This is a genomic window from Pseudomonas helleri (assembly GCF_009600315.1).
Taxonomy (GTDB): Bacteria; Pseudomonadota; Gammaproteobacteria; order Pseudomonadales; family Pseudomonadaceae; genus Aquipseudomonas; species Aquipseudomonas helleri_A.
In genome coordinates, this window is record NZ_WIWC01000031.1 from 11,601 (window position 1) to 33,195 (window position 21,595).

The window sequence follows — 21,595 nt, forward strand, 5'->3', positions numbered from 1 at the left end:
TCCTAGTGATACGCGCCGGAAAGCAAGGCCCCGGCACCCGGCACAACAGGCTCCAGGTCGAGGGCCTTGAGCATGGCGTAGGTGGTGGCGATGGCGGCGGTCAGTACCGGTTTGCCGGTTTGCGCTTCAACCTGCGGCACCACGGGCAACGACTGCATCTGCACACAGGCCGACAGCACGATGACGTCCACGCCTTCAAGGTTCATGCCGCTGACAATGCCGGGCAGGTTGGCCGGGTCATGCTGGGCCACTTGCAGGTTGTCGGGGATCTCCAGCGCGCGCCAGTCCACCACCTCGAAGCCTTCCTCGCGGATGTAATCCACCACCAGTTCAGTCAGCGGTTTCATATAGGGCGCGACGATAGCGATTTTTTTCGCGCCCATCACCTTCAATGCGTCGATGAGGGCGCCAGCGCTGGTGATCACCGGCGCGTTGCCGTCATTTTCAGCCGTGGCCCGGGTCAGGCGCTGTTCGGATTGGCGGTGATAACCCAAGCCCATCGCCATGATTGCCACCAGACAGGCGTAGCCCAGCACGTCGACTCGGGCGTCGGACAGTTCGATGGCGCAGCGGTCGGACTCACCGTCCATGGCAGCCAATTCTTCTTTGCGCACTTGCTTCATGCGCATGCGGCTGGAGTGAAAGGTAAAGCGCTCGGGGCGGATCAACTGGCGCGCGGTCAGCATCGCCGGGATCTCGGTTTCCATGGTGGTGTTGGAGCTCGGCACAATCTGGCCGATACGGTAAGGCTTGATCACGGGTAACTCCTTTGAGGGTGGGCGAGGAAGTCGGTGCAGGCGCTCAGGAACCCTTCGAGGTCATCCCACGGGATCATGTGCCCGGCGTTTTCCACGCGGGCGATCTGAATGCGCGGTTGCAGGTCAAGTATTTCGGCTTCGTCTTCGGCTTCAATCACGCCGCCACGCCCGGCCACCATCAGCAGTGTCGGTACCTTGAGGGCGGGCAAGTCTTGATGAAAGTCCACGTCATGGAAGTCATTGAAAGCGCGAACAATGGCGGGCTCGTAGCAGGTGTGCAGCCATTCGGCGCGCAGTTGCAGTTGCTCCGGCGTCCAGGTTGGACAGAAGGCGCGCATGGCTTCTGCGTCCATGCCGTGCTCAGCCAGTCGGATCGAGTCCACGTACCACGGCAGTTTGCTCGGGTAGGCGCGACGGCCCGGCCCCGACACGGGCGGGTCGATCAGTACCAGACTTCTCACGCCTGCGGGGTGCTGCGCAGCGCTGCGCACAGCAAAGCGCGCGCCCATCGAGTGGCCGGCCAGGTGGTAGTGGTCAAAGCCCATGGCTTGAGCAAACGCAGTGATGTCGTCGGCACAGGTATCGCTGCTGTAATCGAGTTGCGGCCCGCTGGATGACAGGCCGCGCCCGCGCACGTCCAGCACGTAGGTGTCGAATTGAGCGCCAAGGCGTTCAGCGACAAAGCCCCAGGTAATCGCCGGGCTGGTGATGCCGGGAATCAGCAGCAGCACCGGTTTGCTGCCGCTTTGCTGGCCGCCGTAGCGCAAGTAGTGCTGGCGAATGCCGTTGGCGTGAACGTTGCCGCCCTCTATAAATGTGCTCATGCCACCACTTCCGATTCAAGCGCGTGGCTGTAGATGTCGTAGCCGTAGACCCAGGCCGGATCTTCCTGGGTGCGCAACCAGGTGTTGGCATTGGACACGGCTTGCACCCGCGAGGCGCGATTTTTGCGGTTGGCTTCGTACAGGTCGAAGGCGGTTCGGTAGTCGCTCAGGCCGGTTTCCTGCAGGCAGCGAGTGAGCATGGCGGCGTCTTCAATGGCCATGCCAGCGCCTTGGGCCATGTGTGGCTTCATCGGGTGGCAGGCATCCCCCAGCAGTACCAGTCGGCCACGGCTCCAGAGTGGCAGCGGGTTGCGATTGAGCAACGGCCATTTGGTCACGCTTTCGCTGGACTCGATCAGGGCCTGCACCGTTGGGTTGTACCCCTCAAAGGCGTCAAACATTTCTTCGCGACTGCTGTCGACGAAGTTGCCCTGAAAATCCCAGGCGGCGTGCGGCACGCCGGTGACGTAGTAGTACTCATCGCGCTTGGCGGTGGTGTGGTAGACCATCATGTGGCGGTCTTCGCTCCACCACTTCACGCAGTTCTCGAAGTTCAGGTTGTAGCGGGTCAGTTCTTCGCTGCGAATCAGCGCGCGGTGGGCCACCCAGCCGCTGTACAGCGGTTTTTCCGCGCCGAGCAATTCTTCACGGATTTTCGAATTGATGCCGTCTGCACCGATGACGATGTCGGCTTGGGTGCTAGTGCCGTCGCTGAAGTACAGGTTGACGTGGGTGTCGGTTTCTTCGAGGCGTGTCAGGCATTTGTTGAAGTGAGTGGTGCCGGGGGCGATGGTCGACATTTGCAGCGCGTGCAGGTCGCCCCGGTGCACGGTGATGTACGCGGCGCCGTATTCCTTGCGGGCAAATTCCCCCAGTGGAATGCGTGACAGATAGTCCCCGCTGGCGCCGTCCCGGCTGAACCAGAAGTCCGGGTGCGAGCCCATCTCGCTGAGCTGTTGCTCAATGCCCATGCGGCGAAAGATTTTCATGATATTGGGGCCCATGTGAATCCCCGCACCGATGCGGGAAAACGCCGGTGCCTGCTCATACACATCGACCTGGAATCCGGCTTTCTGCAACAGCGTGGCGGCGGCAGCGCCGCCAAGGCCCGCGCCGACGATGGCTATTTTCTGTTGTGTGGGCATGCAAGGCTTCCTTTTTTTTCTGAAAATGGCTGGCGCTGAGCGAGCTGCTTCGTCCAGATATTTACAGTGTATACGCTATATATTTTTATCCTGTATAGACCCTTCGATTAAAAAACCTTGACTGAGCAGGCCGCTTTCCAGTCGGTTTCAGCCTTTAAATGCAGGTAATTGCTGGGGTGCATGGGTTTTAATTCAGAGCAAAAAATAATTTACGTAAAGTCATAAATAGCGTGTACGCTCTAGTTTCGAGGGGTAATGCCTTGCCTGAGTTCTACGGAGCGAGCGAGGGTGTTGCCTGTATGCAGCCAGTCAATTGAGAGGATGAGTGAATGCCGGTAAGCGACTGCGAGTTGACTCAAATGTTTGAGCACGTGTTGTCACTGTCAAAAGTGGATGCGACCCAAAGTGTTGCGGTGCTCAAGAGTCATTATTCCAACCCGCGCACCGTGCGGGCGGCGATGGAAGCCGCCCAGCGGCTGGGGGCCAAGGTGTATGCCGTGGAGCTGCCTTCGTTCAATCATCCAATGGCCATGGGCAATGACATGACGGCCTACTGTGGCGACACGGCGCTGACGGGCAACATTGCCGCCCAGCGGGCGCTGGAAGCGGCAGACCTGATCGTGGACACCATGATGCTGCTGCATTCGCCGGAACAGGAGCAGATTCTCAAAACGGGTACGCGCATCTTGCTGGCGGTTGAACCGCCGGAAGTGCTGGCACGCATGCTGCCCACCCTGGCCGACAAGGCGCGTGTGCAGGCGGCCGAAAAGCTGCTCAAGCAAGCGCGCTCGATCCACGTACGCTCCAAAGCGGGCAGTGACTTCAAGGCGTTGCTGGGGCAGTACCCGGCGGTGACCGAGTATGGTTTTGCCGATGAGCCGGGCCGTTGGGATCACTGGCCCAGCGGTTTTCTGTTCTCCTGGCCCAACGAAGAGACCGCCCAGGGCGTGCTGGTGATCGACGTGGGCGACATTGTGCTGCCGTTCAAGAACTACTCGCGCGAGCAGATTACGCTGGAGATCGACAAGGGGTTTATCACCGCTATTCACGGGGGCTTCGAAGCTGAATACCTGCGCGATTACCTGAAGTATTTCAATGACCCTGAGGTGTATGGCATCTCCCACATCGGTTGGGGCTTGCAGCCGCGAGCGCAATGGACCGCGATGGGTTTGCACGACAAAAATGACGGCATGTGCATGGACGCGCGGGCCTTTGAAGGTAACTTCCTGTTTTCCACCGGGCCCAATACCGAAGTGGGTGGCACCCGCAAAACACCGTGTCACCTCGACATTCCGCTGCGTCATTGCGATGTGTACCTCGATGACCTGGCCGTGGTCACGGCTGGGGTGGTTAACGAGATGTCGTGATCGCACATCTCGTAGCAGCTGACGAGCTCTGCGAGGCTGCGTTCGACGATGCAATCGTCGCAAGATATGAGCGCGATGTTTCAGTCTGGCGTATCGGATCGAACGGTTTTACGACGGCTTCGCCGCCGAACGCCGCCTCGCAAAGCTCGTCAGCTGCTACGCAATGGAGCGCCCGCAGGTTAAGGTCACATCCCGTTCCCCAAAAAACACGTAACCCGAGAGCCCCATGAATTACGATTTTTCCGAGCAGGTAGGCCATTTATTGCGCAAAGCCTACCAGCGCCACATGGCCATTTTTCAGCAGAATATTGGCAATTCCCAATTGACCGCCGTGCAGTTCATCACCCTGTGTGCCGTGCACAATCACGGCCCCAGCTCTTTAAGTGAGCTGATCAAGGCCACTGCGGTCGACCAGGCCACGATTCGCGGCATTGTCGAGCGCCTGCAAGCGCGCAATCTGATCAGTCTGGCGCCTGCCGAACACGACAAACGCAAAGTCATCGTCAGCCTTACTCAGGACGGCGAGCAATTGGTGCGCGAAACCCAGCCCCATGCACTGCAAGTGAGCGAATTGACCATGGCCAACCTCAACCCGGCAGAGCGGGTCGCCATGCTGTATCTGCTGCGAAAAATGGTCGATGACAGCAGCGAATAAGCTGACAAATCTCCTTGGCATCGTTCTTGCTGCCGGTTTGATTAAGTAGTTACTTCATCAAACCGATGGATCTCTTGTTTCTGCGCGTCCAGCGCTTTGTTCCGCCTGTTTCATGAAGTAACCACTTAATAAGATCCGCACAACACAGCGCGGACATTGCTACCTGGGGAAGCCTTGAATGAGCGATCAAACCCTTGCGCCGCTGCAAACGGTAACACTGGACGTCAACGGCCAGCGCGTCGTCGTCAGTGCGATGGCCGATACACCGTTATTGCTGATTTTGCGCAACGATTTGCAGCTCAACGGCCCTAAATACGGCTGTGGTCTGGGCGAGTGCGGGGCGTGCACGGTGATCATCGACGGGGTGGCTGCGCGTTCCTGTGTGTTCCCGCTGTCGGGCGCCGAGGGCCGCACGATTACCACCCTTGAAGGCCTCGGCAATCGCGAGCGGCTGCACCCGGTTCAGCAAGCTTTTATTGATGAGCAGGCGGCGCAATGCGGCTATTGCATGAACGGCATGATCATGACGGCCAAGGCGCTGCTTGATCGCAATCCCGATCCCAGCGAAGAGCAGGTGTTGAACGAACTGTCAGCCAACCTGTGCCGTTGCGGCACCCACATCGAAATTGTTCGAGCGGTCATGCGTGCCGCCCGTCATAAGCCTTGAACGGATGATGACTATGACCCTTACCACGCTCACCCGTGATCAGTTGTTGGCCAAGTCTGGCGTTTTGCTGGTGGTGGACCAGATTCAGCCGCCTTCCGGGCCGGTCGCCAAAGGCGGCGTGCCGGTGCTCAAACCCAAGGAGCAGGGGCTGTTTATTGCGGTCAACGATGACGGTCAGGTGTATGGCTTTAATGGCCACGTCGATCTGGGCACGGGGATCCGCACCTCGCTGGCGCAAATCGTCGCCGAGGAGCTGGATCTGGTCCTGGATCAGGTGTGCATGGTGTTGGGTGACACCGACAATGCACCCAATCAGGGCGCAACCATCGCCAGTGCAACGCTGCAAATCACCGCCGTACCTTTGCGCAATGCGGCGGCTGAAGCACGGCGTTTTCTGCTGGCTCGGGCAGCACGGCTATGGGGTGTCGAAGCGCAGTCATTGCAGATTGAAAAAGGTGTGGTCAACAGCAGCGATGGCCGGCAGCTGAGTTTTGCCGAGTTGGTCGCGGGTGAGCAGCACGTAGTGAGCATCAGCGGCGATGCACCGCTCAAGGCCGTGCAGGATTACCGGCTGGTGGGCCAATCTTCGGCGCGGGTCGACATTCCTGCCAAAGCCACCGGCGAGTTGACCTACGTGCATGACATGCGCCTGCCCGACATGCTCCACGGTCGGGTGATTCGCCCGCCCTATGCCGGGCTGGACAGTGGCGACTTTGTCGGTAAAAGCTTGTTGCACGTGGACGAGTCATCCATTGCGCATATTCCCGGCGTGGTCAAAGTGGTGGTGATCGGTGACTTTGTGGGCGTAGTGGCGCTGCGTGAAGAGCAGGCAGTAAAAGCCGCGCAGGCACTCATCGTGACGTGGAAAGCCTGGAACCAAAAACTTCCCGACATGACGGATGTGGAGCAGGCCATTCGCGACAACCCGCGTATCCAGCGCGTTGTGCTGGATAAGGGCAATGTGCAGCAGGCATTGGCTCAGGCCGCTGAGCGAATGCCTCGCACTTACCTGTGGCCTTATCAGATTCATGGTTCCATCGGCCCGTCCTGCGGGCTGGCGGACTATCAGTCCGCGCACATCCGCGTATGGTCGGGCACGCAAAACCCGCACTTGTTACGCGCTGATCTGGCCTGGCTGCTGGAGTACCCGGAAGAACAGATCGAAATTATTCGCATGGAAGCGGCGGGCTGTTATGGGCGCAACTGTGCCGATGACGTGTGTGCCGATGCGGTGTTGTTGTCCCGCGCCGTGGGTTTGCCCGTGCGGGTGCAACTGACCCGTGAACAGGAGCATGTGTGGGAGCCCAAAGGTTCGGCACAACTGATGGAAGTGGATGGCGGTCTCAATGCCGATGGTGGGGTCGCGGGCTATGACTTCCAGACCAGTTATCCCTCCAATGGCGCGCCTACTCTGGCGTTGCTGCTGACCGGGCGGGTCGAGCCGGTGGCGGCGATGTTTGAAATGGGCGATCGGACGTCAATTGCGCCCTACGATTTTGAGCACATGCGCGTGACCATCAACGACATGGCGCCGATAGTTCGGGCGTCATGGATGCGCGGAGTGTCGGCGTTGCCCAACACCTTTGCCCACGAGTCCTACATTGATGAGCTGGCGTTTGCTGCCAAGGTCGATCCGGTCGAATACCGCTTGCGCTACTTGCACGATGAACGCGCCGCGGAATTGGTCAAGGCCACGGCGGCGCGTGCCGGTTGGGAACCGCGCACCGAGCCGATGCAGACCCCCGCGCAGGACACGATCTTGCGCGGCCGGGGTTTCGCGTATGCGCGCTATATCCACAGTAAATTCCCCGGTTTTGGCGCGGCGTGGGCAGCGTGGGTGGCGGATGTAGCGGTGGACCGGGTCAGCGGCGAAGTCTCAGTGACCCGGGTGGTGATTGGCCATGACGCTGGCATGATGGTAAATCCGGCGGGGGTGCAGCATCAGATCCACGGCAATGTGATTCAGGCCACCAGTCGCGTGTTGAAAGAACGCGTGACCTTTGAAGAGTCGACGGTCAGCAGCAAGGAGTGGGGCGCTTATCCCATTTTGACCTTCAAGCAAGTGCCGAAAATTGATGTGTTGATGATGCCGCGTCAGCAGGAACCGCCAATGGGCGCCGGGGAATCGGCCGGTGTGCCCAGTGCGGCGGCCATTGCCAATGCCATTTTCGATGCGACCGGCATTCGTTTTCGCGAGCTGCCCATTACCCCCGAGCGGGTGCTGGCGGCGCTCAAACAATCGGAAAGTGACGCCGCTCCAGCGCCTGAAGCGGCTAAGCCCAAGCGTTCAAAATGGTGGTTTGCGCCGGTGGTGGCAGGGTTCGGTGCGCTGATCGGGATGGCGGCGACGGCGTTGCCGTGGCGGGCAGAAATCGCCCCCATTGCGCCACCGGCGCTGGGCACCTGGTCGGCCGCCACCCTGGAGCGTGGGCGTTTGCTGGCGGCGGTGGGGGACTGCGCGGTGTGCCACACCACACCGGGCGGTGCCACCAATGCGGGTGGGCTGGCGATGCAAACGCCTTTTGGCACGCTGTACAGCACTAACATCACCCCCGATCCCGAAACGGGCATTGGCCGGTGGTCATACCCGGCGTTCGAGCGGGCGATGCGCGAAGGCATCAGCCGCGACGGCAAACATCTGTACCCAGCTTTTCCTTATACCTCTTTCAGAAATATCGACGATGCCGATCTGCAGGCCCTGTATGCCTACCTGATGTCACAAGCCCCGGTGAGTCAGCCAGCCAAGGCTAACGACATGCAATTCCCGTTCAACCTGCGGCCGCTGATGGCGGGTTGGAATGCGATCTTTCTGCGCTCGGGGGAGGTCAAGGCGCAGCCCCAGCAAAGCGCGCAATGGAATCGCGGCTCGTATTTGGTCAATGGGCTGGGCCACTGCGCGGCCTGCCATTCGCCGCGCAATTTCATGGGCGCGCAAAAGGGCGGTCAGGCTTTTTTGGCTGGGGGCACGGTGGATGGCTGGGAGGCCCCAGCGCTGAACGGTTTGTCCAAAGCGCCAACGCCGTGGACCGAGGATCAACTGTTCACGTACCTGAGTACGGGCTATTCCGATGCCCACGGGGTTGCGGCCGGGCCAATGGGGCCGGTGGTCACTGAGCTGGCCAAACTGCCCGACACCGATCGGCGGGCGATGGCGGTGTATCTCGCTTCACTCAGTGGCGAGGCTCAGGCTGAGCCGGTCGAGACCCCGCAGGTGGCGCAGGCGAGTGCGCAAGCAGTGTCGTTGAGCAACGGCCAGCGAGTGTTCGAGGGGGCGTGTCAGGCCTGTCACGCCGACGGGGCCGGGCCAACGCTGTTTGGGGTCAGCCCGTCTCTGGCCAATAACAGCAATGTTCACAGCGCGCTGCCTGACAACTTGCTCAAAGTCATCCTGCAGGGCATTGCGGTACCGGCCACGGCGGACCTGGGCTATATGCCCGCCTTCAAGGACAGCCTGTCGAATCGCCAACTCAGTGAGCTGGCGGCTTACCTGCGTCAGCGATTCGCCCCGGCTGAACCCGCGTGGCAAGGGTTGGAGCAACGGGTGGCGCACCTGCGGGCCAACCCCGGCACTCACTGATCGGCGGTGGCTGCAGGCAGCGCCATGACACCGCGTATCACCAGATCGCTGATAAACGCCAGCCAGTCCTGCTGCTGGCCCGGATCAGCGAGGTTCTGGCCCAGAAATGAGGAGAGCGTGTGCTGGTTGGAGTTATAGAAGTAGCACAGCGAGGCGATCATCAAGTAGACGTGATTGATGTCGACGTCTTGACGAAAAAGGCCTTGCTGCTGGCCTGCCTCGATAATCGGCTGGATCACCCCGACAGTGGTCGCCGAAAGTCGGCTCAGCTCGCGCGATTGCTGGGCGTGCTTGCCTTTGTGCAGATTTTCGATGGTCAGAATGGCCACGAACTCGGGATGAGCCACGTAGTAATCCCAAAAGAACCCGACCTGTTGGCGCAAGGCTTCCACCGGTTGGCTCAAGTCCGGGCGGCGCACGCTTTCGGCTTGATTGAAGGCTTCGTAGGTGTGTTCCAGCACCTGAACAAACAGATTTTCCTTGCTGGCGAAGTAGTAATAAATCATCCGGTCGTTGGACTCGGCTTCTTTGGAAATTTGCTCGATACGCCCGCCGGCATAGCCGTCGCGGGCGAACACGGTGATGGCGGCCTTGAGAATGCGCGCCTTGGTCTGATCGGCCTGATGAGCGCGGACACCGGTTTTTTTGTTCACGCTGTTGTCCTTCACGGTTACGCGTAGCGCGGTGGATGACGGAAAAACTGCCGTCGATGGTACGGCAATTCTCTGAAAAACGTTGGGAGCGGCGGCGATGAGTGACCTGTGTGGCGTACTCGATGCACTGGACGAGGCCGACAGTAACAAGGACGAGGTGGTACTGGCCACCGTGGTCAAGGTCGAAGGCTCCGCCTATCGCAGGCCCGGCGCGCGGATGGTGATACCGCGTCTGGGGCGCGCCGTGGGAACAGTGAGCGGCGGTTGCCTTGAGCGCGAACTGGTGCAAAAAGCCTGGTGGCTGACCGCCTCGGGCGCGCCGGTCATCCGCTGTTACAGCACTGCTGACCGCGACGATGAAGAGGACGACGACGAAGGCGCGGCGTTGACGTTTGGACTGGGCTGTAATGGTACGGTGCATGTGCTGCTTGAGCGGTACACGCCGGGCCAGCCCTCAGTACTTTACGCGCTGCTGCAAGGCGTCCGAACCAGCGGCCAGTCTGCCGCGTTGGCCACTGTGCTGTCGGCGGGTGAACTTAGCGGCCTCAGTGTCGGAGCGCGACTGGGGCAGACTGCTGAGTCCCGGCTGTGCGAAGGCTTTGAGGGGCATGCATTGCGCAGCAGCGTTGAGGCTGATCTGTTCGCCACCCTTGAACGCAAAAAATCGTCGCACATGACCTACGCCAGTGGCCCGCAGGCCGTTGAAGTCTTGCTGGAATACATCGCCCCACAGCGGCGACTGGTGATTTTCGGGGCGGGCGATGATGCTCAGCCCGTAGTGCGTTTCGCCACCGAGCTGGGCTGGGAGGTGACGGTGGTGGACGGGCGCGCCCACTTTGCCCGCGCTGAACGTTTTCCGGGTGCCCGTCAGGTGTTGGCAACCTCGATTGAGCGGCCCTTTGCGCTGCATTCAAAGATTGACGGTGCCGCGGTGGTGATCATGACCCACAGCTATCGACAGGACCGCCACTGGCTCAAGCAGGTGCTGGCGTGTGCGCCAGCCTATGTCGGGCAGTTGGGCCCCAAGGAGCGAACCGAGCGGTTGCTGGATGACATCAAAGGCGCGGCTGATGTCGCGACCCTGAGGGCACACGTTCACTACCCCATGGGCCTGGATCTGGGCGGCGATACCCCACAGAGCGTCGCGCTATCCATCGTCAGCGAAATCAGCGCCTGCCTGAATCAGCGCCAGGGCGGGATGCTGCGCTATCGTACTCGCACGATTCATGACGCCACAGAGGTGCGCCACACTGCCCTGATTGAACCGCTGGCAGACGTAAGGCGGGTCGGGAATTAATCAAAGAAAGGCAGGAGAGGGAAGGGCGGTGCGCCAGAACACGGAATGCATGGCTATAATCGCGGCACATTCAATTCCTGCCCACAGACTGTCGAGACCTTTATGACTATCTCTCTGTACGCTGCTTCTGTTCCTGTGTTCAAGCAAATGCTCAACGCCCTGAGCGGTGTGCTGACCAAGGCCGAAGCGCACGCGACGGCCAAAAACATCGAGCCAAGCGTATTTCTGCAAGCGCGTCTGGCGCCGGACATGTTCCCGCTGGTGCGTCAGGTACAAATCGCGGTTGATTTTGCCAAGGGTGTTTCGGGGCGTCTGGCTGAAATCGAACTGCCGAAGTACGACGACAGCGAAGTGACCTTTGCCGATCTGCAAGCGCTGATCAGCAAGGTGCTGGCCTTTGTCGATGCCATCAAGCCCGAGCAAATCGACGGCAAGGAAGGTATCGAAATCATCACGCGTCAGGGCACGCCGAAAGAAAAACGCTTCACTGGCCAGTCGTACTTGCTGACCTACGGCCTGCCGCAGTTCTTCTTCCACGTGACCACGGCTTACGCGATTCTGCGCCACAACGGCGTCGAAATCGGCAAGCGTGACTACATGGGTGCGTTCTGATTTAGTGCGCAATGGCGGGCGAGGTACGGCGTACCTCGCCCGCCGCTACAGCCTCAGTTACGTTCTTCTTTGGCCAGACAGGCCGCAGCGGTAAACAGAACGTCGGTGGAGGAGTTGAGCGCGGTCTCGGCCGAGTCCTGCAAGATACCGATGATGAAACCCACCGCGACCACTTGCATGGCAATCTCGCTCGGGATGCCGAACAGGCTGCACGCCAGCGGGATCAACAGCAACGAGCCTCCCGCCACACCCGATGCGCCACAGGCGCAAATAGCCGCCACTACGCTGAGCAAAATGGCGGTTGGAATATCGACCGAAATCCCTAGTGTATGCACGGCTGCCAAGCTCAATACCGTAATGGTGATAGCCGCGCCGGCCATATTGATGGTGGCACCCAGCGGGATCGACACCGAGTAGGTGTCTTCATGCAGGCCCAGACGTTCGCTTAACGCCATGTTGACGGGAATGTTGGCGGCTGAGCTGCGGGTAAAGAATGCGGTGATTCCGCTTTCACGCAGGCACAGAAACACCAGCGGGAACGGGTTGCGACGCAACTTCCAGAACACGATGAGCGGGTTGACCACCAGCGCCACAAACAGCATGCAGCCAATCAACACCACCAGCAGGTGCAAGTAGCCGAGCAGGGCGCCGAAGCCTGAACTGGCGAGGGTCGATGCCACCAGACCAAAAATGCCCACGGGTGCAAAACGGATGATCACCCGCACGATCAAGGTGATGCCGTTGGACAGGTCATTAAGCACGGTGCGAGTGGTGTCACCGGCATGGCGAATGGCAATGCCGATACCGATCGCCCAGGCCAGAATGCCGATAAAGTTGGCATTCATCAGGGCGCTGACCGGGTTATCCACCACGCTCAACAGCAGGCTCTGCAACACTTCGCCAATCCCGCCGGGGGCGGAAATGGTGACGTTTTCAGTGGTCAGCACCAGATGCGACGGGAACATCATGCTGGCGATTACCGCCACAACGGCTGCGGCAAAGGTGCCGAACAGGTAAAGCACCAGAATGGGCCGTATATGGGTTTCCTGACCGTGCTTATGGTTGGCAATCGAGGCCATGACCAGCACAAACACCAGAATGGGGGCCACTGCCTTCAGGGCGCTGACGAACAGTTTGCCGATAAAGGCCACCGACAGCGCCGCCGCCGGTGCCAGCCAAGCCAAAACAATGCCGGCGATCAGGCCGATCACGATCTGGGTGACCAGACTGGTACGCGTCAGCTTTTGCAGCAGGGTAGGTGCAACGTCACTCATAGGGGCATCTCTAGTTGTTTTGAATAGCGCATGGCAATACCTCAGGTGACCAGCAAAGTGAGCAGGCTGATGCACGCGGATAGTAAGAAAAAACGTTTTGAGTAAAGCAGAGTCAGCGGCCGAGCATAGTCGTGTGCGCTGAGCGCGTCTGTGTGGCAACGTTCAGGTTTGGGTGCGGACTTTAACATAGTGATGTAGGGGCATTCCTACGGACGGACAATCTGTCACGCCAGCCATCGATCTTCCCTGATGCGCAGGTTCCTGCGTCGAAGCATTCTGTTACTATTACGCCCATCCATTCTTATCTTCGTCAGCGAGCACAATTTGGCCTTCGCTGGCAGCGCCGTTTCTGGAGTTATTCATGCTGTTGCCTATCCTGCTGCTGTCTGCGGCCGGTTTTACTGTGCTCACCACAGAGTTCATCATCGTCGGCCTGCTGCCCGCGATTGCCCGCGACCTGGAGGTCAGCGTGCCCCAGGCGGGTTTGCTGGTGACGTTGTTTGCTTTTACCGTGGCAGCATTGGGGCCGTTTCTGACAGCCTACTTCGCGCGCTTTCCGCGCAAGCCTCTGTTTATCGCGATTTTGCTGATGTTTGCGTTCGCCAATACCGTGGCCGCACTGGCCCCGAATATTTGGGTCATGGCCTTCGCGCGGTTGCTGCCGGCATTGGGTTTGCCGGTGTTCTGGGCCTTGGCCAGCGAAACGGCGGTGGACATCGTAGGCCCCGAGTATGCGGGACGGGCGATTGCCAAAATCGGTTTCGGCATTGTCTGTGCGACGGTCTTTGGTATCCCGGTCGGTACCTTGATTTCTGATGCGTGGGGCTGGCGCAGTGCGTTCGGCATTCTGGCCGTGGTCGCGCTGGCCAAGGCCCTGCTGTTGTGGGTGTATTTGCCCGCCACTCAGGTGGTCAAAGCGCACGTGACTTTGCGCTCACAGTTTGGCCTGCTGCGCAGTCCGCTGATGATGGGGCATATCGTGCTTTCAGTATTGGTGTTCAGCGGCATGTTTACCGCTTACACCTACTTGGCTGACATTCTTGAGCGGCTGGCGGGTTTCGACGGCAACGTGGTGGGGTGGTGCTTGATGGGCTTTGGTGCGGTCGGCCTGATTGGCAACTCGCTGGGCGGGCGCATGGTCGACCGTCATCCGCTGATCGCTTCTATGGTGTTTGCGCTTTCCTGATCGGCGGCATGGTCGCGCTGGTGCCGAGCATTCAGTCAACGTTGGGGCTGGCGGCCGCGTTGGCCGTGTGGGGGATTACCCAGTCGGCCCTGTTTCTGGTCAGTCATGTGCGCTTGATGAAAGTCGCCCCGCATGCGCCTGCCTTTGCGGCGTCGCTGAACATTGCCGGAGCTAACTTTGGCATTGGCCTGGGCGCGATGGTCGGCGGGCGCGTGATCGACAGCTACGGTTTGGGCAATCTGGGCTTCGCCGCTGCGGGCTTCATTGTGGTGTCGATTGTGCTCGCGTTATGGCTGATGACGGCAAAACCTCACGCCGCAGCCTGCGCTTAATCGGTAAACAGTTCGCGCCGGGCACCTTCGGTAATCGCAATGATGCCGGGGTGCCGGCTTTTACGTTCTACGGTGATGGCATAAAACGACTCGGTCACCGCCTCGGTTTGTCCGATCAGTTCAACATTGAACTGGCGCATGACCTCTTCCGCGATCACGCTGGGGGCAATAAACACCCCGATCCCTGAATGCCCAAACGCCTGCATCAAAGCGCTGTCATCACATTCGCCGACAATTCGCGGCTGGATCTTTTGTTCCGCCAGCCAGCGCAAAAGTCGGCTGTGCAGTACGGTTTCCGGGCCGGGAATCAGCAGAGGAGCGCTTTGCAGGCTGTAGGGGAAATTCTGTGTATACAAGGCTGCCAGCGCCGCGGTGGCAAAAAAGCTGATGCCGCACTCGCCCAGCTTTTGGCTCAGGCCTTTTATATCGAGGTGAGAAGGCATCGGGCTGTCGGAAATGACCAGATCCAAGCGTTGAATCGCCAGATCTCCCAGTAGCCTGTCGAGCTTGTCTTCGCGACAGGTGATACGAATGGGCTCATCCAGCGCCATGGTCGGCGCAATCAAGCGATAGACAATTGATTTGGGCACCACGTCTGCCACGCCGACCCGGAACAGAATCTGCTGCTCCTTGGGCGCCATGCGCAGCATGGTTTCCAGTTCGCTGCCGAGCTGGAACATCTGCTCGGCGTAAGGCAGTACCTGACGCCCGGTTTCAGTCAACTCAAGCTGGCGTCCGACCCGACGAAACAGCGGCAGGCCGTAGGTGTCTTCGAGCAAGCTGATTTGCCCGCTGATGGTTTGCGGCGTGAGGTTCAATTGTTCGCAGGCGCGAACAATGCTGCCGGTTTTGGCAACGACCCAAAAATAATGAAGTTGGCGGTAATTAAGCATCAGACAGACAACACTTCGTAAAAAGCGAAGTATAGCGTTTGAAAATACGAATTTTCCTGAACTGTTTGCCTCTCTAGAATCGCGCGTTATTAGCGAGCCATCCTCAAGGCCGCCGGTTTAGAGAGGAATTCCCCATGAAGGTTAAACATACAGCTGTCGCAGCGCTCTTGGCCGCGGGCTTATTGCTGATCAGTGGTTGTGATCAGGCTGAAAAAGCGGCGCAACAGATGTTGAACAAAACTGCAGAAACGGCCAAGCAGGCCATTGATGACACCCACAAGGCTGCGGAACAGGCATTAAGCGACGCAACAGGCGGGCTGATCGAAAAAAAGCAGTCTGAGCCAGAAAACCAGGAAACATCGAACGCCATTTAACCCGTAGCACTCCAGAGTCAGAACACACCTATGGACTATCTTTTACAGCTGGCGGCGAGCCCCGCCGCCTGGGTCGCGTTGGCCACGTTGATCGTGATGGAAATCGTGCTGGGTATCGATAACCTGATCTTTATCTCGATCCTGACCAACAAGTTGCCCGAGCAATACCGCACCAAAGCCCGTCGAATCGGTATCGGCATGGCGCTGATTCTACGTTTGGGTCTGCTGGGCACTATTGCCTACATCGTGCAGCTCACCGCGCCGGTATTTGAAGTGTTGGGCAAGGCCTTTTCCTGGAAGGACATGATTTTGATCGCCGGTGGTTTGTTCCTGGTGTGGAAAGCCACCAGTGAAATTCACCACAGCATGACGCCGCAACCTGAAGAAAAAACCGAAAGCGTGTCGTCGAAAGTGACACTTGGCTTTGCGGCGGCGATTGGTCAGATTTTGATGCTGGATTTGGTGTTTTCCATCGACAGTATCATTACCGCAGTCGGTATGACCGAGCACTTGCCCATCATGGTGATTGCAGTGGTCGTGGCGGTACTGGTGATGTTGCTGGCCTCTGAGCCCTTGGCCAAGTTCATCAATGACAACCCGACCGTGGTGATGCTGGCGCTGGCCTTCTTGATCATGATTGGCATGACGCTGATTGCTGAAGGCTTTGGTGCTCACGTCCCTAAAGGGTATGTGTATGCGGCGATGGCATTCTCTGCGACGGTCGAGACGCTGAACATTCTGGCCCGCCGGGTACGTGAAAAGCGTCAGGCTGCTGTGGCGAAGTCCTTGTAACAGTAAGTAGCTGCATAAAAAGCCGTCCTCCCTGCTCGGGTAGGACGGCTTTTTAATGGACGTTGATCGCGCGGGCGGGCGGTTTTTCCAGGCTGACTTTCGGCTTTGGCTGAACCTGCGGGTGATGATGGCGGCTGATGCGCATTAAACCCCACAGCATTGCTCCGGCAACGCTTAGCCAACCGCAGACCAGCAAAAAAATGGTTAATGCCGGGCTCATAAGTGCCTCCTTTGCCCCCGATGGGCACACACACTAAGCAAGAGACAGTCTAGCGTGGACGATGTTGCAGTCTATTGACCAAAGGTCGTGCTGCACCAACTGATTTGCTCTATCGGGTCATAATCTCTGCCCTTTAAGGCTATACCTCACCTGTTGGCCACCCTATGATCTGCAGCCATGCCGGATCGCAGGTCTGGCACTTTTTTCAAAGTGAGGGAGCATGCAGGCAGTGACGGGATTGAGATCGGTACGACTTTGGCTGGCGCCATTAATTGCGTGGGTGGTAGTGGGATGCGCCAGTGTCGAACCGCCAGGTATCCGCCATTTGCCTGAAAGGGTGGAGCTCAACGGCGTGCCTTTCTACCGTGGCAATGCCCATCAGAGCGGCCCGCACGTATTAGCCAGTATGCTCGGCGAGCAGCGGATCAGCGTGACTCCGGGCCTGCTGGTCAAGCCCTTGAAATTGCCGGGCGCAGAGGCGTCTTTGCAAGGCAATATCGAGCAACTTGCTAGCGGGTATGGGCTGGTGGTGTATCCGCTGGACACTTCACTTGAAGCGCTGTTGACTCAAGTGGCTGCCGGTTACCCGGTGATGCTGCGTTTCAGCGACGGGACGGTATGGTCCGAACCGCGCTACGCGATGCTGGTGGGCTACAACCGTGCCAAGCACACCGTGCTGCTGCGTGCAGGCATGGAGCGTCGGCGGTTGATGGACTTCAACACCTTCGAGTCTGCCTGGAAGGATGCAGGAGGGTGGGCGGTGCTGATTCTGTCGCCTGATCAACTACCGGCCAAAGTCGACAAAGCGCGTTGGCTGAAGGCAGCCAACGACTTGTCGCGTTCGGGTCAGGAACAGGCCGGTGCAAAGGCGATTAAAACGCTGTCCAACGCAGCACCTTAATTATCAGAGCCTAGAAGCCGAACTTGTCCCTCAAACTGTAATACCAGGCCCCCAGCGCTGTAAGCGGCGTGCGCAACAGTTGCCCGCCGGGGAATGGGTAGTGCGGCAGATCGGCAAAGGCATCAAACCGCTCGGCTTGTCCGCGCAAGGCTTCAGCCAACACCTTGCCGGCCAAGTGGGTGTAAGTCACCCCGTGACCGCTGCACCCTTGCGAATAATAGATGTTGTCACCTATGCGGCCGACCTGAGGTAGTCGTGACAACGTCAGCAGGAAATTACCTGTCCACGCGTAGTCAATTTTCACATCCTTGAGCTGTGGGAAGGCTTTGAGCATTTTCGGCCGGATGATCGCCTCGATATTGGCCGGGTCCCGTGCTCCATAGACCACGCCACCGCCGAAGATCAGGCGCTTGTCGCCCGAGAGACGGTAGTAGTCGAGCAAGTAGTTACAGTCTTCGACACAGTAATCTTGCGGCAACAAAGTGCTGGCCAACGACTCGCTCAACGGCTCGGTGGTGATCACCTGAGTGCCGCACGGCATCGACTTGGACGCCAACTCCGGTACCAGATTGCCCAGATAGGCATTGCCCGCCACGATAATAAACTTGGCGCGCACCTTGCCGTGTGGCGTATGCACTACCGGATTGGGGCCGCGATCGATACGCACAGCGGGCGACTGTTCATAAATCGTGCCGCCCAGTGACTCGACGGCAGCGGCTTCGCCCAGCGCCAGATTCAACGGATGAATATGGCCGCCGCTCATATCCAGCAAACCCCCTTGGTACTGATCGCAGGCTACTACTTCACGAATACGTCGCTGGTCCAGCAATTCCAGCTGCGTATTGCCGTAACGCTCCCACAGTTTTTTCTGCGCTTCGAGGTGGCCCATCTGCTTGCTGGTGATCGCCGCGAAGACGCCGCCGTTTTTCAGATCGCACTGAATGTTATAGGTGGCGACGCGCTCGCGAATAATCCTGGCGCCTTCAAACGCCATCTGTCCAAGCAGTTGCGCCTGCCGGGGCCCTACCGTGCGTTCAATCACATCAATGTCGCGGCTGTAACTGTTAACGATCTGGCCGCCATTACGACCCGAAGCACCAAAACCCACCTTGGCAGCTTCCAGCACCGTCACCTTGAATCCGCTTTCGAGCAAGAACAGCGCGCTAGAGAGGCCGGTGTAACCTGCACCGATGACGCATACATCCGTTTCGATATCGTCGTGCAGAGCAGGGCGCTCTGGAGCCGGATTAGCCGAGGCCGCGTAGTAAGACTGAGGGTAGGGGGTGTTCGACATTCTGCAGCCTCTGTTTTATATTTTTTACGAGTGAGGCCGATGCTACCTGAGAAGAAAACCAGCGGCTAGCCACTGTCTATTGAGGTTTTTTGCGCTTCCGACAAATAATTCGACTATTCATAGAGTTAGCTGCAAAAAAGGTGTTGACACCCCTCCGCAAATCTATAGAATGCGACCCCACAGCAGGCACGTAGCTCAGTTGGTTAGAGCACCACCTTGACATGGTGGGGGTCGTTGGTTCGAGTCCAATCGCGCCTACCAAACAAAATCCGCTCTGCTGGGCGGTCTAGAAGGGCTCACCGAAAGGTGGGCCCTTTTTTGTTGTCTGCGATTTGCAAAACCTTTGCAAAACCCCCACCTCAGAACGCCAAATCAGCCCCCACCTCCAGGTACTCGATACCTTTCTCTGTGTGTCCCTCCAGCCTGGCCCTAAGTACGACTGGTTCAGGGTCGGTGTAGCCGCGCCGCTTTTAGTAGGCGGTGTAGCGCTATTGATGCCCAACACCACTTCTGCTGACTGCGCCTTTTACAAATCAGAGCAATACGCCCAGCTCACCAAAGGCAATACGCAGGTTCGTATAAACCTTAAATACCTGGACGATGGAGCGGTCAGTGTTTACGGGTTCTACACAGGCAATCAACCGGACTGGAGACAAGTTCCGGTTGTAGCTGCGACCCCCCGCGGTGAGCAACTGGTGGCAGATGTCGGCAACGGTCTGGAAATTATATGGACTCCAGCCGTCGATACGAATGAAGTACTGGGCATTCCTGCGTTAGAGGCGGCATCACTAAAGCCTGGTGCATGGGTATTTCCGGCGACCGAGCAAGCTGACAGGATTCTGGAGAATCCAGAGCATCCACCGGAATATCAGGATTTTATCATCTGGTTTCCGACCCACCCGCAGATAGCTCCGATCTATCTGTCACTGAACCTGCGCTATGCACCGGGTGTGGTATCAGGAACGGGCGAGGATCTTTGGGGGGTGTGGCTTGATCATGCCAGCAGTGGCATGGGTGCACCTCTTCCTACGGCAGTGGTCGATGTGCTTAGGGGCAGGACGTACAGCAGGTTTGATTCTTTCAGGCGTGCGTTTTGGAGGGAGGTTTCGAGGGTTCCGGAACTTGCCGATCAGTTCACTGTTCGCGTTCTTGAGAAGGCACAGAAAGGAAAGGCTCCAACGGTAAAATTTTCCGACAAAGCAGGGAAAAGACATCGTTATGAGCTTCATCATTTAACGCGAATAGTCGATGGTGGGGGGGGTTATGACGTCGATAATATTCGTGTAAATACCCCTAAAAATCACATAGCGCTTCATGAGCAAGAGTAAACATGGAACTTAGAAAAGCGTTGAGCGACTACACTGAGCGTCAGTTCGAACAGTTTGTTCAGGAAATAATTGACGATATTGGTACCGATACCTATCAAGACGAACTGATGTCTCACTTTGATTTTCTAGTGGGTCATATAGGTGGGACAGATTTGATTTTTTATTCAAAGCCCGGTGCAGATGACTCAGCACAAGGCATCACAAAAACTATAAAAAACTGGTGCGAAGCCAACGGTTTACCCGGTTTTAAACCACGATTCTAAGAATCTACCTACCCAATAATTCCCCCGCAAATCCTACAGTGCTGCTTGTTCTAGTTGATTTTAGACTTGGACAGGCAACGCTGTGGCCAATAGAAAAGCTAATCACATGATCAATGCATTTAGTTTTCTGCCTGTACCTGAGGAGGGTTAATGCCAGCTCGAACAGTATTCATCGGCTGCCAGCCTTTAGTCGTTCAGATCATTCTGTACGCAGTGCTGGGCGTCCGCTTTGGCCGCGAACACCGGCTGGCAGTGCATTCCTGCGCCGAAGCCATTCATGCCTTGTGCGTCTCGATACCCGGTTTTAAGCGCTTCCTGCGCTTGTCGGAAGAGCGCGGCCTGACCTTTGCCGTGTTCCGGGGCAAACAGAACTTATCCGTGGATGAAATGGACATGCGCTCAGGGCGCGCCGAGCCGATCCGCATTGCACCCATCGTTATGGGTCGTAAAGCCGGACTGTTTCAAACCATCGCCGGCATTGCGCTGATCGTGGTGGGGGCTATCACCCAGCTGTATTACCTCGTCGCGGCGGGTGCAGGCTTGGCCATTGGCGGGGTGGCGACCCTGCTTTCGCCATCACCTGCGGGGCTGTTGGGGCAAGAGGATTCAGGCAACAAAGCCAGTTACGCGAGCGCGACATCGGCGGCGCATTGGGTTCAGTGGACATTTACGCAACAGATCGACAGTAGGGAATTTCCGGACGGCGGGGAAAACTTTCCCGGCGCCAGTTGGGATTTTCGACCGGGCACGGTCGATCAAAACCACATCTCTGGATTTCCTGCGGTTGAAAACGAAATCACCCAAGGCTTCCCGATTGAACTGCGTTCTGATGCGGCGTGGACTCGGGCCATTACCGACCCGCAACTGTCGGCCGTGCGCATTCGTCTTTCATGGCCACAAATCTGGGAAGTCAAAACCAACGGTGACCAAGTCGGGTACCGCATTGATTACGTGATTGAACTGTCCGTCAACGGCGGCAGCTTTCAGCCTTACCTCAATGCCACGCTCGCCGATAAAGGCACCTCAGAATACGAGCGCAGCCACCGGGTAGACCTGCCCGAGGGCTTTACCATGGCGCTGGTATGCGTGCGCTGGTTGACGGCCAACCGCAACGACAGCAACTGGGCCGACACCATGCGCACGAATGCGCTGACCGAAGTCATCGATGTAAATCACATGTGAC

The 21,595-nt window shown here is 58.2% G+C and carries 19 protein-coding genes, 1 tRNA gene and 2 pseudogenes; 14 read left to right on the top strand and 8 right to left on the bottom strand.

Annotated features, from left to right (window positions below; all coding sequences use genetic code 11):
* Positions 1-2: 2 nt before the first annotated feature.
* Genes GHN86_RS16815 through GHN86_RS16825 form a run of 3 tightly spaced genes read right to left on the bottom strand, consistent with a single transcriptional unit; the run spans position 3 to position 2,727 of the window.
* Positions 3-758 carry an Asp/Glu racemase gene (locus tag GHN86_RS16815; RefSeq protein WP_397462591.1) on the bottom strand — a complete coding sequence of 252 codons (756 nt, stop codon included), beginning with the start codon at positions 756-758 and terminating at the stop codon, positions 3-5.
* Entirely contained in the window at positions 755-1,582 is an 828-nt protein-coding gene (locus GHN86_RS16820; protein ID WP_153382727.1) for an alpha/beta fold hydrolase, read from the bottom strand. The genes GHN86_RS16815 and GHN86_RS16820 overlap by 4 nt, the downstream gene beginning before the upstream one ends.
* Positions 1,579-2,727 (bottom strand): FAD-dependent monooxygenase, encoded by a 1,149-nt coding sequence (locus GHN86_RS16825; protein WP_153386968.1) that lies wholly within the window; start codon positions 2,725-2,727, stop codon positions 1,579-1,581. The genes GHN86_RS16820 and GHN86_RS16825 overlap by 4 nt, the downstream gene beginning before the upstream one ends.
* A 329-nt stretch (positions 2,728-3,056) precedes the next feature.
* Here GHN86_RS16825 and GHN86_RS16830 point away from each other — a divergent pair, with 329 nt between their 5' ends.
* The 4 genes from GHN86_RS16830 to GHN86_RS16845 all read left to right on the top strand — a co-directional run bounded on the left by GHN86_RS16830 (position 3,057) and on the right by GHN86_RS16845 (position 8,993).
* Positions 3,057-4,094 carry a 2,5-dihydroxypyridine 5,6-dioxygenase gene (locus GHN86_RS16830; RefSeq protein WP_153382723.1) on the top strand — a complete coding sequence of 346 codons (1,038 nt, stop codon included), beginning with the start codon at positions 3,057-3,059 and terminating at the stop codon, positions 4,092-4,094.
* A gap of 226 nt (positions 4,095-4,320) precedes the next feature.
* Positions 4,321-4,749, top strand: coding sequence for a MarR family winged helix-turn-helix transcriptional regulator (locus tag GHN86_RS16835; protein WP_153382722.1), 429 nt, complete (start codon positions 4,321-4,323; stop codon positions 4,747-4,749).
* Between the two features lie 178 nt (positions 4,750-4,927).
* The gene (locus GHN86_RS16840) at positions 4,928-5,416 is read left to right on the top strand and encodes a (2Fe-2S)-binding protein (protein WP_153382720.1); all 489 of its coding nucleotides are present in this window, start codon (positions 4,928-4,930) and stop codon (positions 5,414-5,416) included.
* A gap of 13 nt (positions 5,417-5,429) precedes the next feature.
* The gene (locus GHN86_RS16845) at positions 5,430-8,993 is read left to right on the top strand and encodes a molybdopterin cofactor-binding domain-containing protein (RefSeq protein WP_153386970.1); all 3,564 of its coding nucleotides are present in this window, start codon (positions 5,430-5,432) and stop codon (positions 8,991-8,993) included.
* On the opposite strand, the gene GHN86_RS16850 is transcribed toward GHN86_RS16845, so the two are convergent.
* Positions 8,987-9,646 carry a TetR/AcrR family transcriptional regulator gene (locus GHN86_RS16850; RefSeq protein ID WP_323369549.1) on the bottom strand — a complete coding sequence of 220 codons (660 nt, stop codon included), beginning with the start codon at positions 9,644-9,646 and terminating at the stop codon, positions 8,987-8,989. The genes GHN86_RS16845 and GHN86_RS16850 overlap by 7 nt on opposite strands.
* 97 nt (positions 9,647-9,743) lie before the next feature.
* Here GHN86_RS16850 and GHN86_RS16855 point away from each other — a divergent pair, with 97 nt between their 5' ends.
* Both GHN86_RS16855 and GHN86_RS16860 read left to right on the top strand, forming a co-directional pair.
* Entirely contained in the window at positions 9,744-10,943 is a 1,200-nt protein-coding gene (locus GHN86_RS16855; RefSeq protein ID WP_153382332.1) for an XdhC family protein, read from the top strand.
* Between the two features lie 102 nt (positions 10,944-11,045).
* The gene (locus tag GHN86_RS16860; protein WP_153386973.1) at positions 11,046-11,555 is read left to right on the top strand and encodes a DUF1993 domain-containing protein; all 510 of its coding nucleotides are present in this window, start codon (positions 11,046-11,048) and stop codon (positions 11,553-11,555) included.
* Positions 11,556-11,608: 53 nt separating this feature from the next.
* Here GHN86_RS16860 and sstT read toward each other — a convergent pair whose 3' ends face one another.
* Positions 11,609-12,829: a serine/threonine transporter SstT gene (gene sstT / locus GHN86_RS16865; RefSeq protein ID WP_153386975.1), complete on the bottom strand. Its 1,221-nt coding sequence runs from the start codon at positions 12,827-12,829 to the stop codon at positions 11,609-11,611.
* 361 nt (positions 12,830-13,190) lie between these two features.
* Between sstT and GHN86_RS16870 the strand changes: the two are divergent.
* Positions 13,191-14,347: pseudogene (locus tag GHN86_RS16870) on the top strand (MFS transporter).
* Here GHN86_RS16870 and nhaR read toward each other — a convergent pair.
* Positions 14,344-15,240: a transcriptional activator NhaR gene (gene nhaR, locus GHN86_RS16875; protein WP_153386977.1), complete on the bottom strand. Its 897-nt coding sequence runs from the start codon at positions 15,238-15,240 to the stop codon at positions 14,344-14,346. The pseudogene GHN86_RS16870 and the gene nhaR sit on opposite strands and share 4 nt — an antisense overlap.
* Positions 15,241-15,374: 134 nt before the next feature.
* On the opposite strand from nhaR, the gene GHN86_RS16880 reads away from it, so the two are divergent.
* Together GHN86_RS16880 and GHN86_RS16885 are read left to right on the top strand one after the other, a co-directional pair.
* Complete coding sequence (locus GHN86_RS16880) at positions 15,375-15,614, top strand: hypothetical protein (RefSeq protein ID WP_153382322.1); 240 nt, start codon at positions 15,375-15,377, stop codon at positions 15,612-15,614.
* Positions 15,615-15,644: 30 nt separating this feature from the next.
* Positions 15,645-16,406, top strand: a complete 762-nt coding sequence (locus GHN86_RS16885; RefSeq protein WP_153382320.1) for a TerC family protein — start codon at positions 15,645-15,647, stop codon at positions 16,404-16,406.
* Between the two features lie 52 nt (positions 16,407-16,458).
* Here the strand turns inward: GHN86_RS16885 and GHN86_RS23430 are convergent, their stop codons facing one another.
* Complete coding sequence (locus tag GHN86_RS23430) at positions 16,459-16,626, bottom strand: hypothetical protein (RefSeq protein ID WP_194286285.1); 168 nt, start codon at positions 16,624-16,626, stop codon at positions 16,459-16,461.
* Between the two features lie 220 nt (positions 16,627-16,846).
* On the opposite strand from GHN86_RS23430, the gene GHN86_RS16890 reads away from it, so the two are divergent.
* Entirely contained in the window at positions 16,847-17,527 is a 681-nt protein-coding gene (locus GHN86_RS16890; protein WP_153382318.1) for a peptidase C39 family protein, read from the top strand.
* Positions 17,528-17,537: 10 nt separating this feature from the next.
* Here GHN86_RS16890 and GHN86_RS16895 read toward each other — a convergent pair whose 3' ends face one another.
* Positions 17,538-18,821 carry an NAD(P)/FAD-dependent oxidoreductase gene (locus tag GHN86_RS16895; protein ID WP_153382316.1) on the bottom strand — a complete coding sequence of 428 codons (1,284 nt, stop codon included), beginning with the start codon at positions 18,819-18,821 and terminating at the stop codon, positions 17,538-17,540.
* Positions 18,822-19,005: 184 nt separating this feature from the next.
* Between GHN86_RS16895 and GHN86_RS16900 the strand changes: the two genes are divergently transcribed.
* From GHN86_RS16900 to GHN86_RS23725, 4 genes and pseudogenes are all read left to right on the top strand, one after another.
* Positions 19,006-19,082 (top strand) — tRNA-Val (locus tag GHN86_RS16900).
* A 233-nt stretch (positions 19,083-19,315) separates the two neighbouring features.
* On the top strand, positions 19,316-20,149 hold the full coding sequence (locus GHN86_RS16905; protein ID WP_153382314.1) for an S-type pyocin domain-containing protein: 834 nt from the start codon (positions 19,316-19,318) through the stop codon (positions 20,147-20,149).
* A 2-nt stretch (positions 20,150-20,151) separates the two neighbouring features.
* Positions 20,152-20,412: a bacteriocin immunity protein gene (locus tag GHN86_RS16910; protein ID WP_153382313.1), complete on the top strand. Its 261-nt coding sequence runs from the start codon at positions 20,152-20,154 to the stop codon at positions 20,410-20,412.
* A 699-nt stretch (positions 20,413-21,111) separates the two neighbouring features.
* Positions 21,112-21,579, top strand: a pseudogene (locus tag GHN86_RS23725) (host specificity protein); the annotation flags it as partial.
* Between the last annotated feature and the right edge of the window lie 16 nt (positions 21,580-21,595).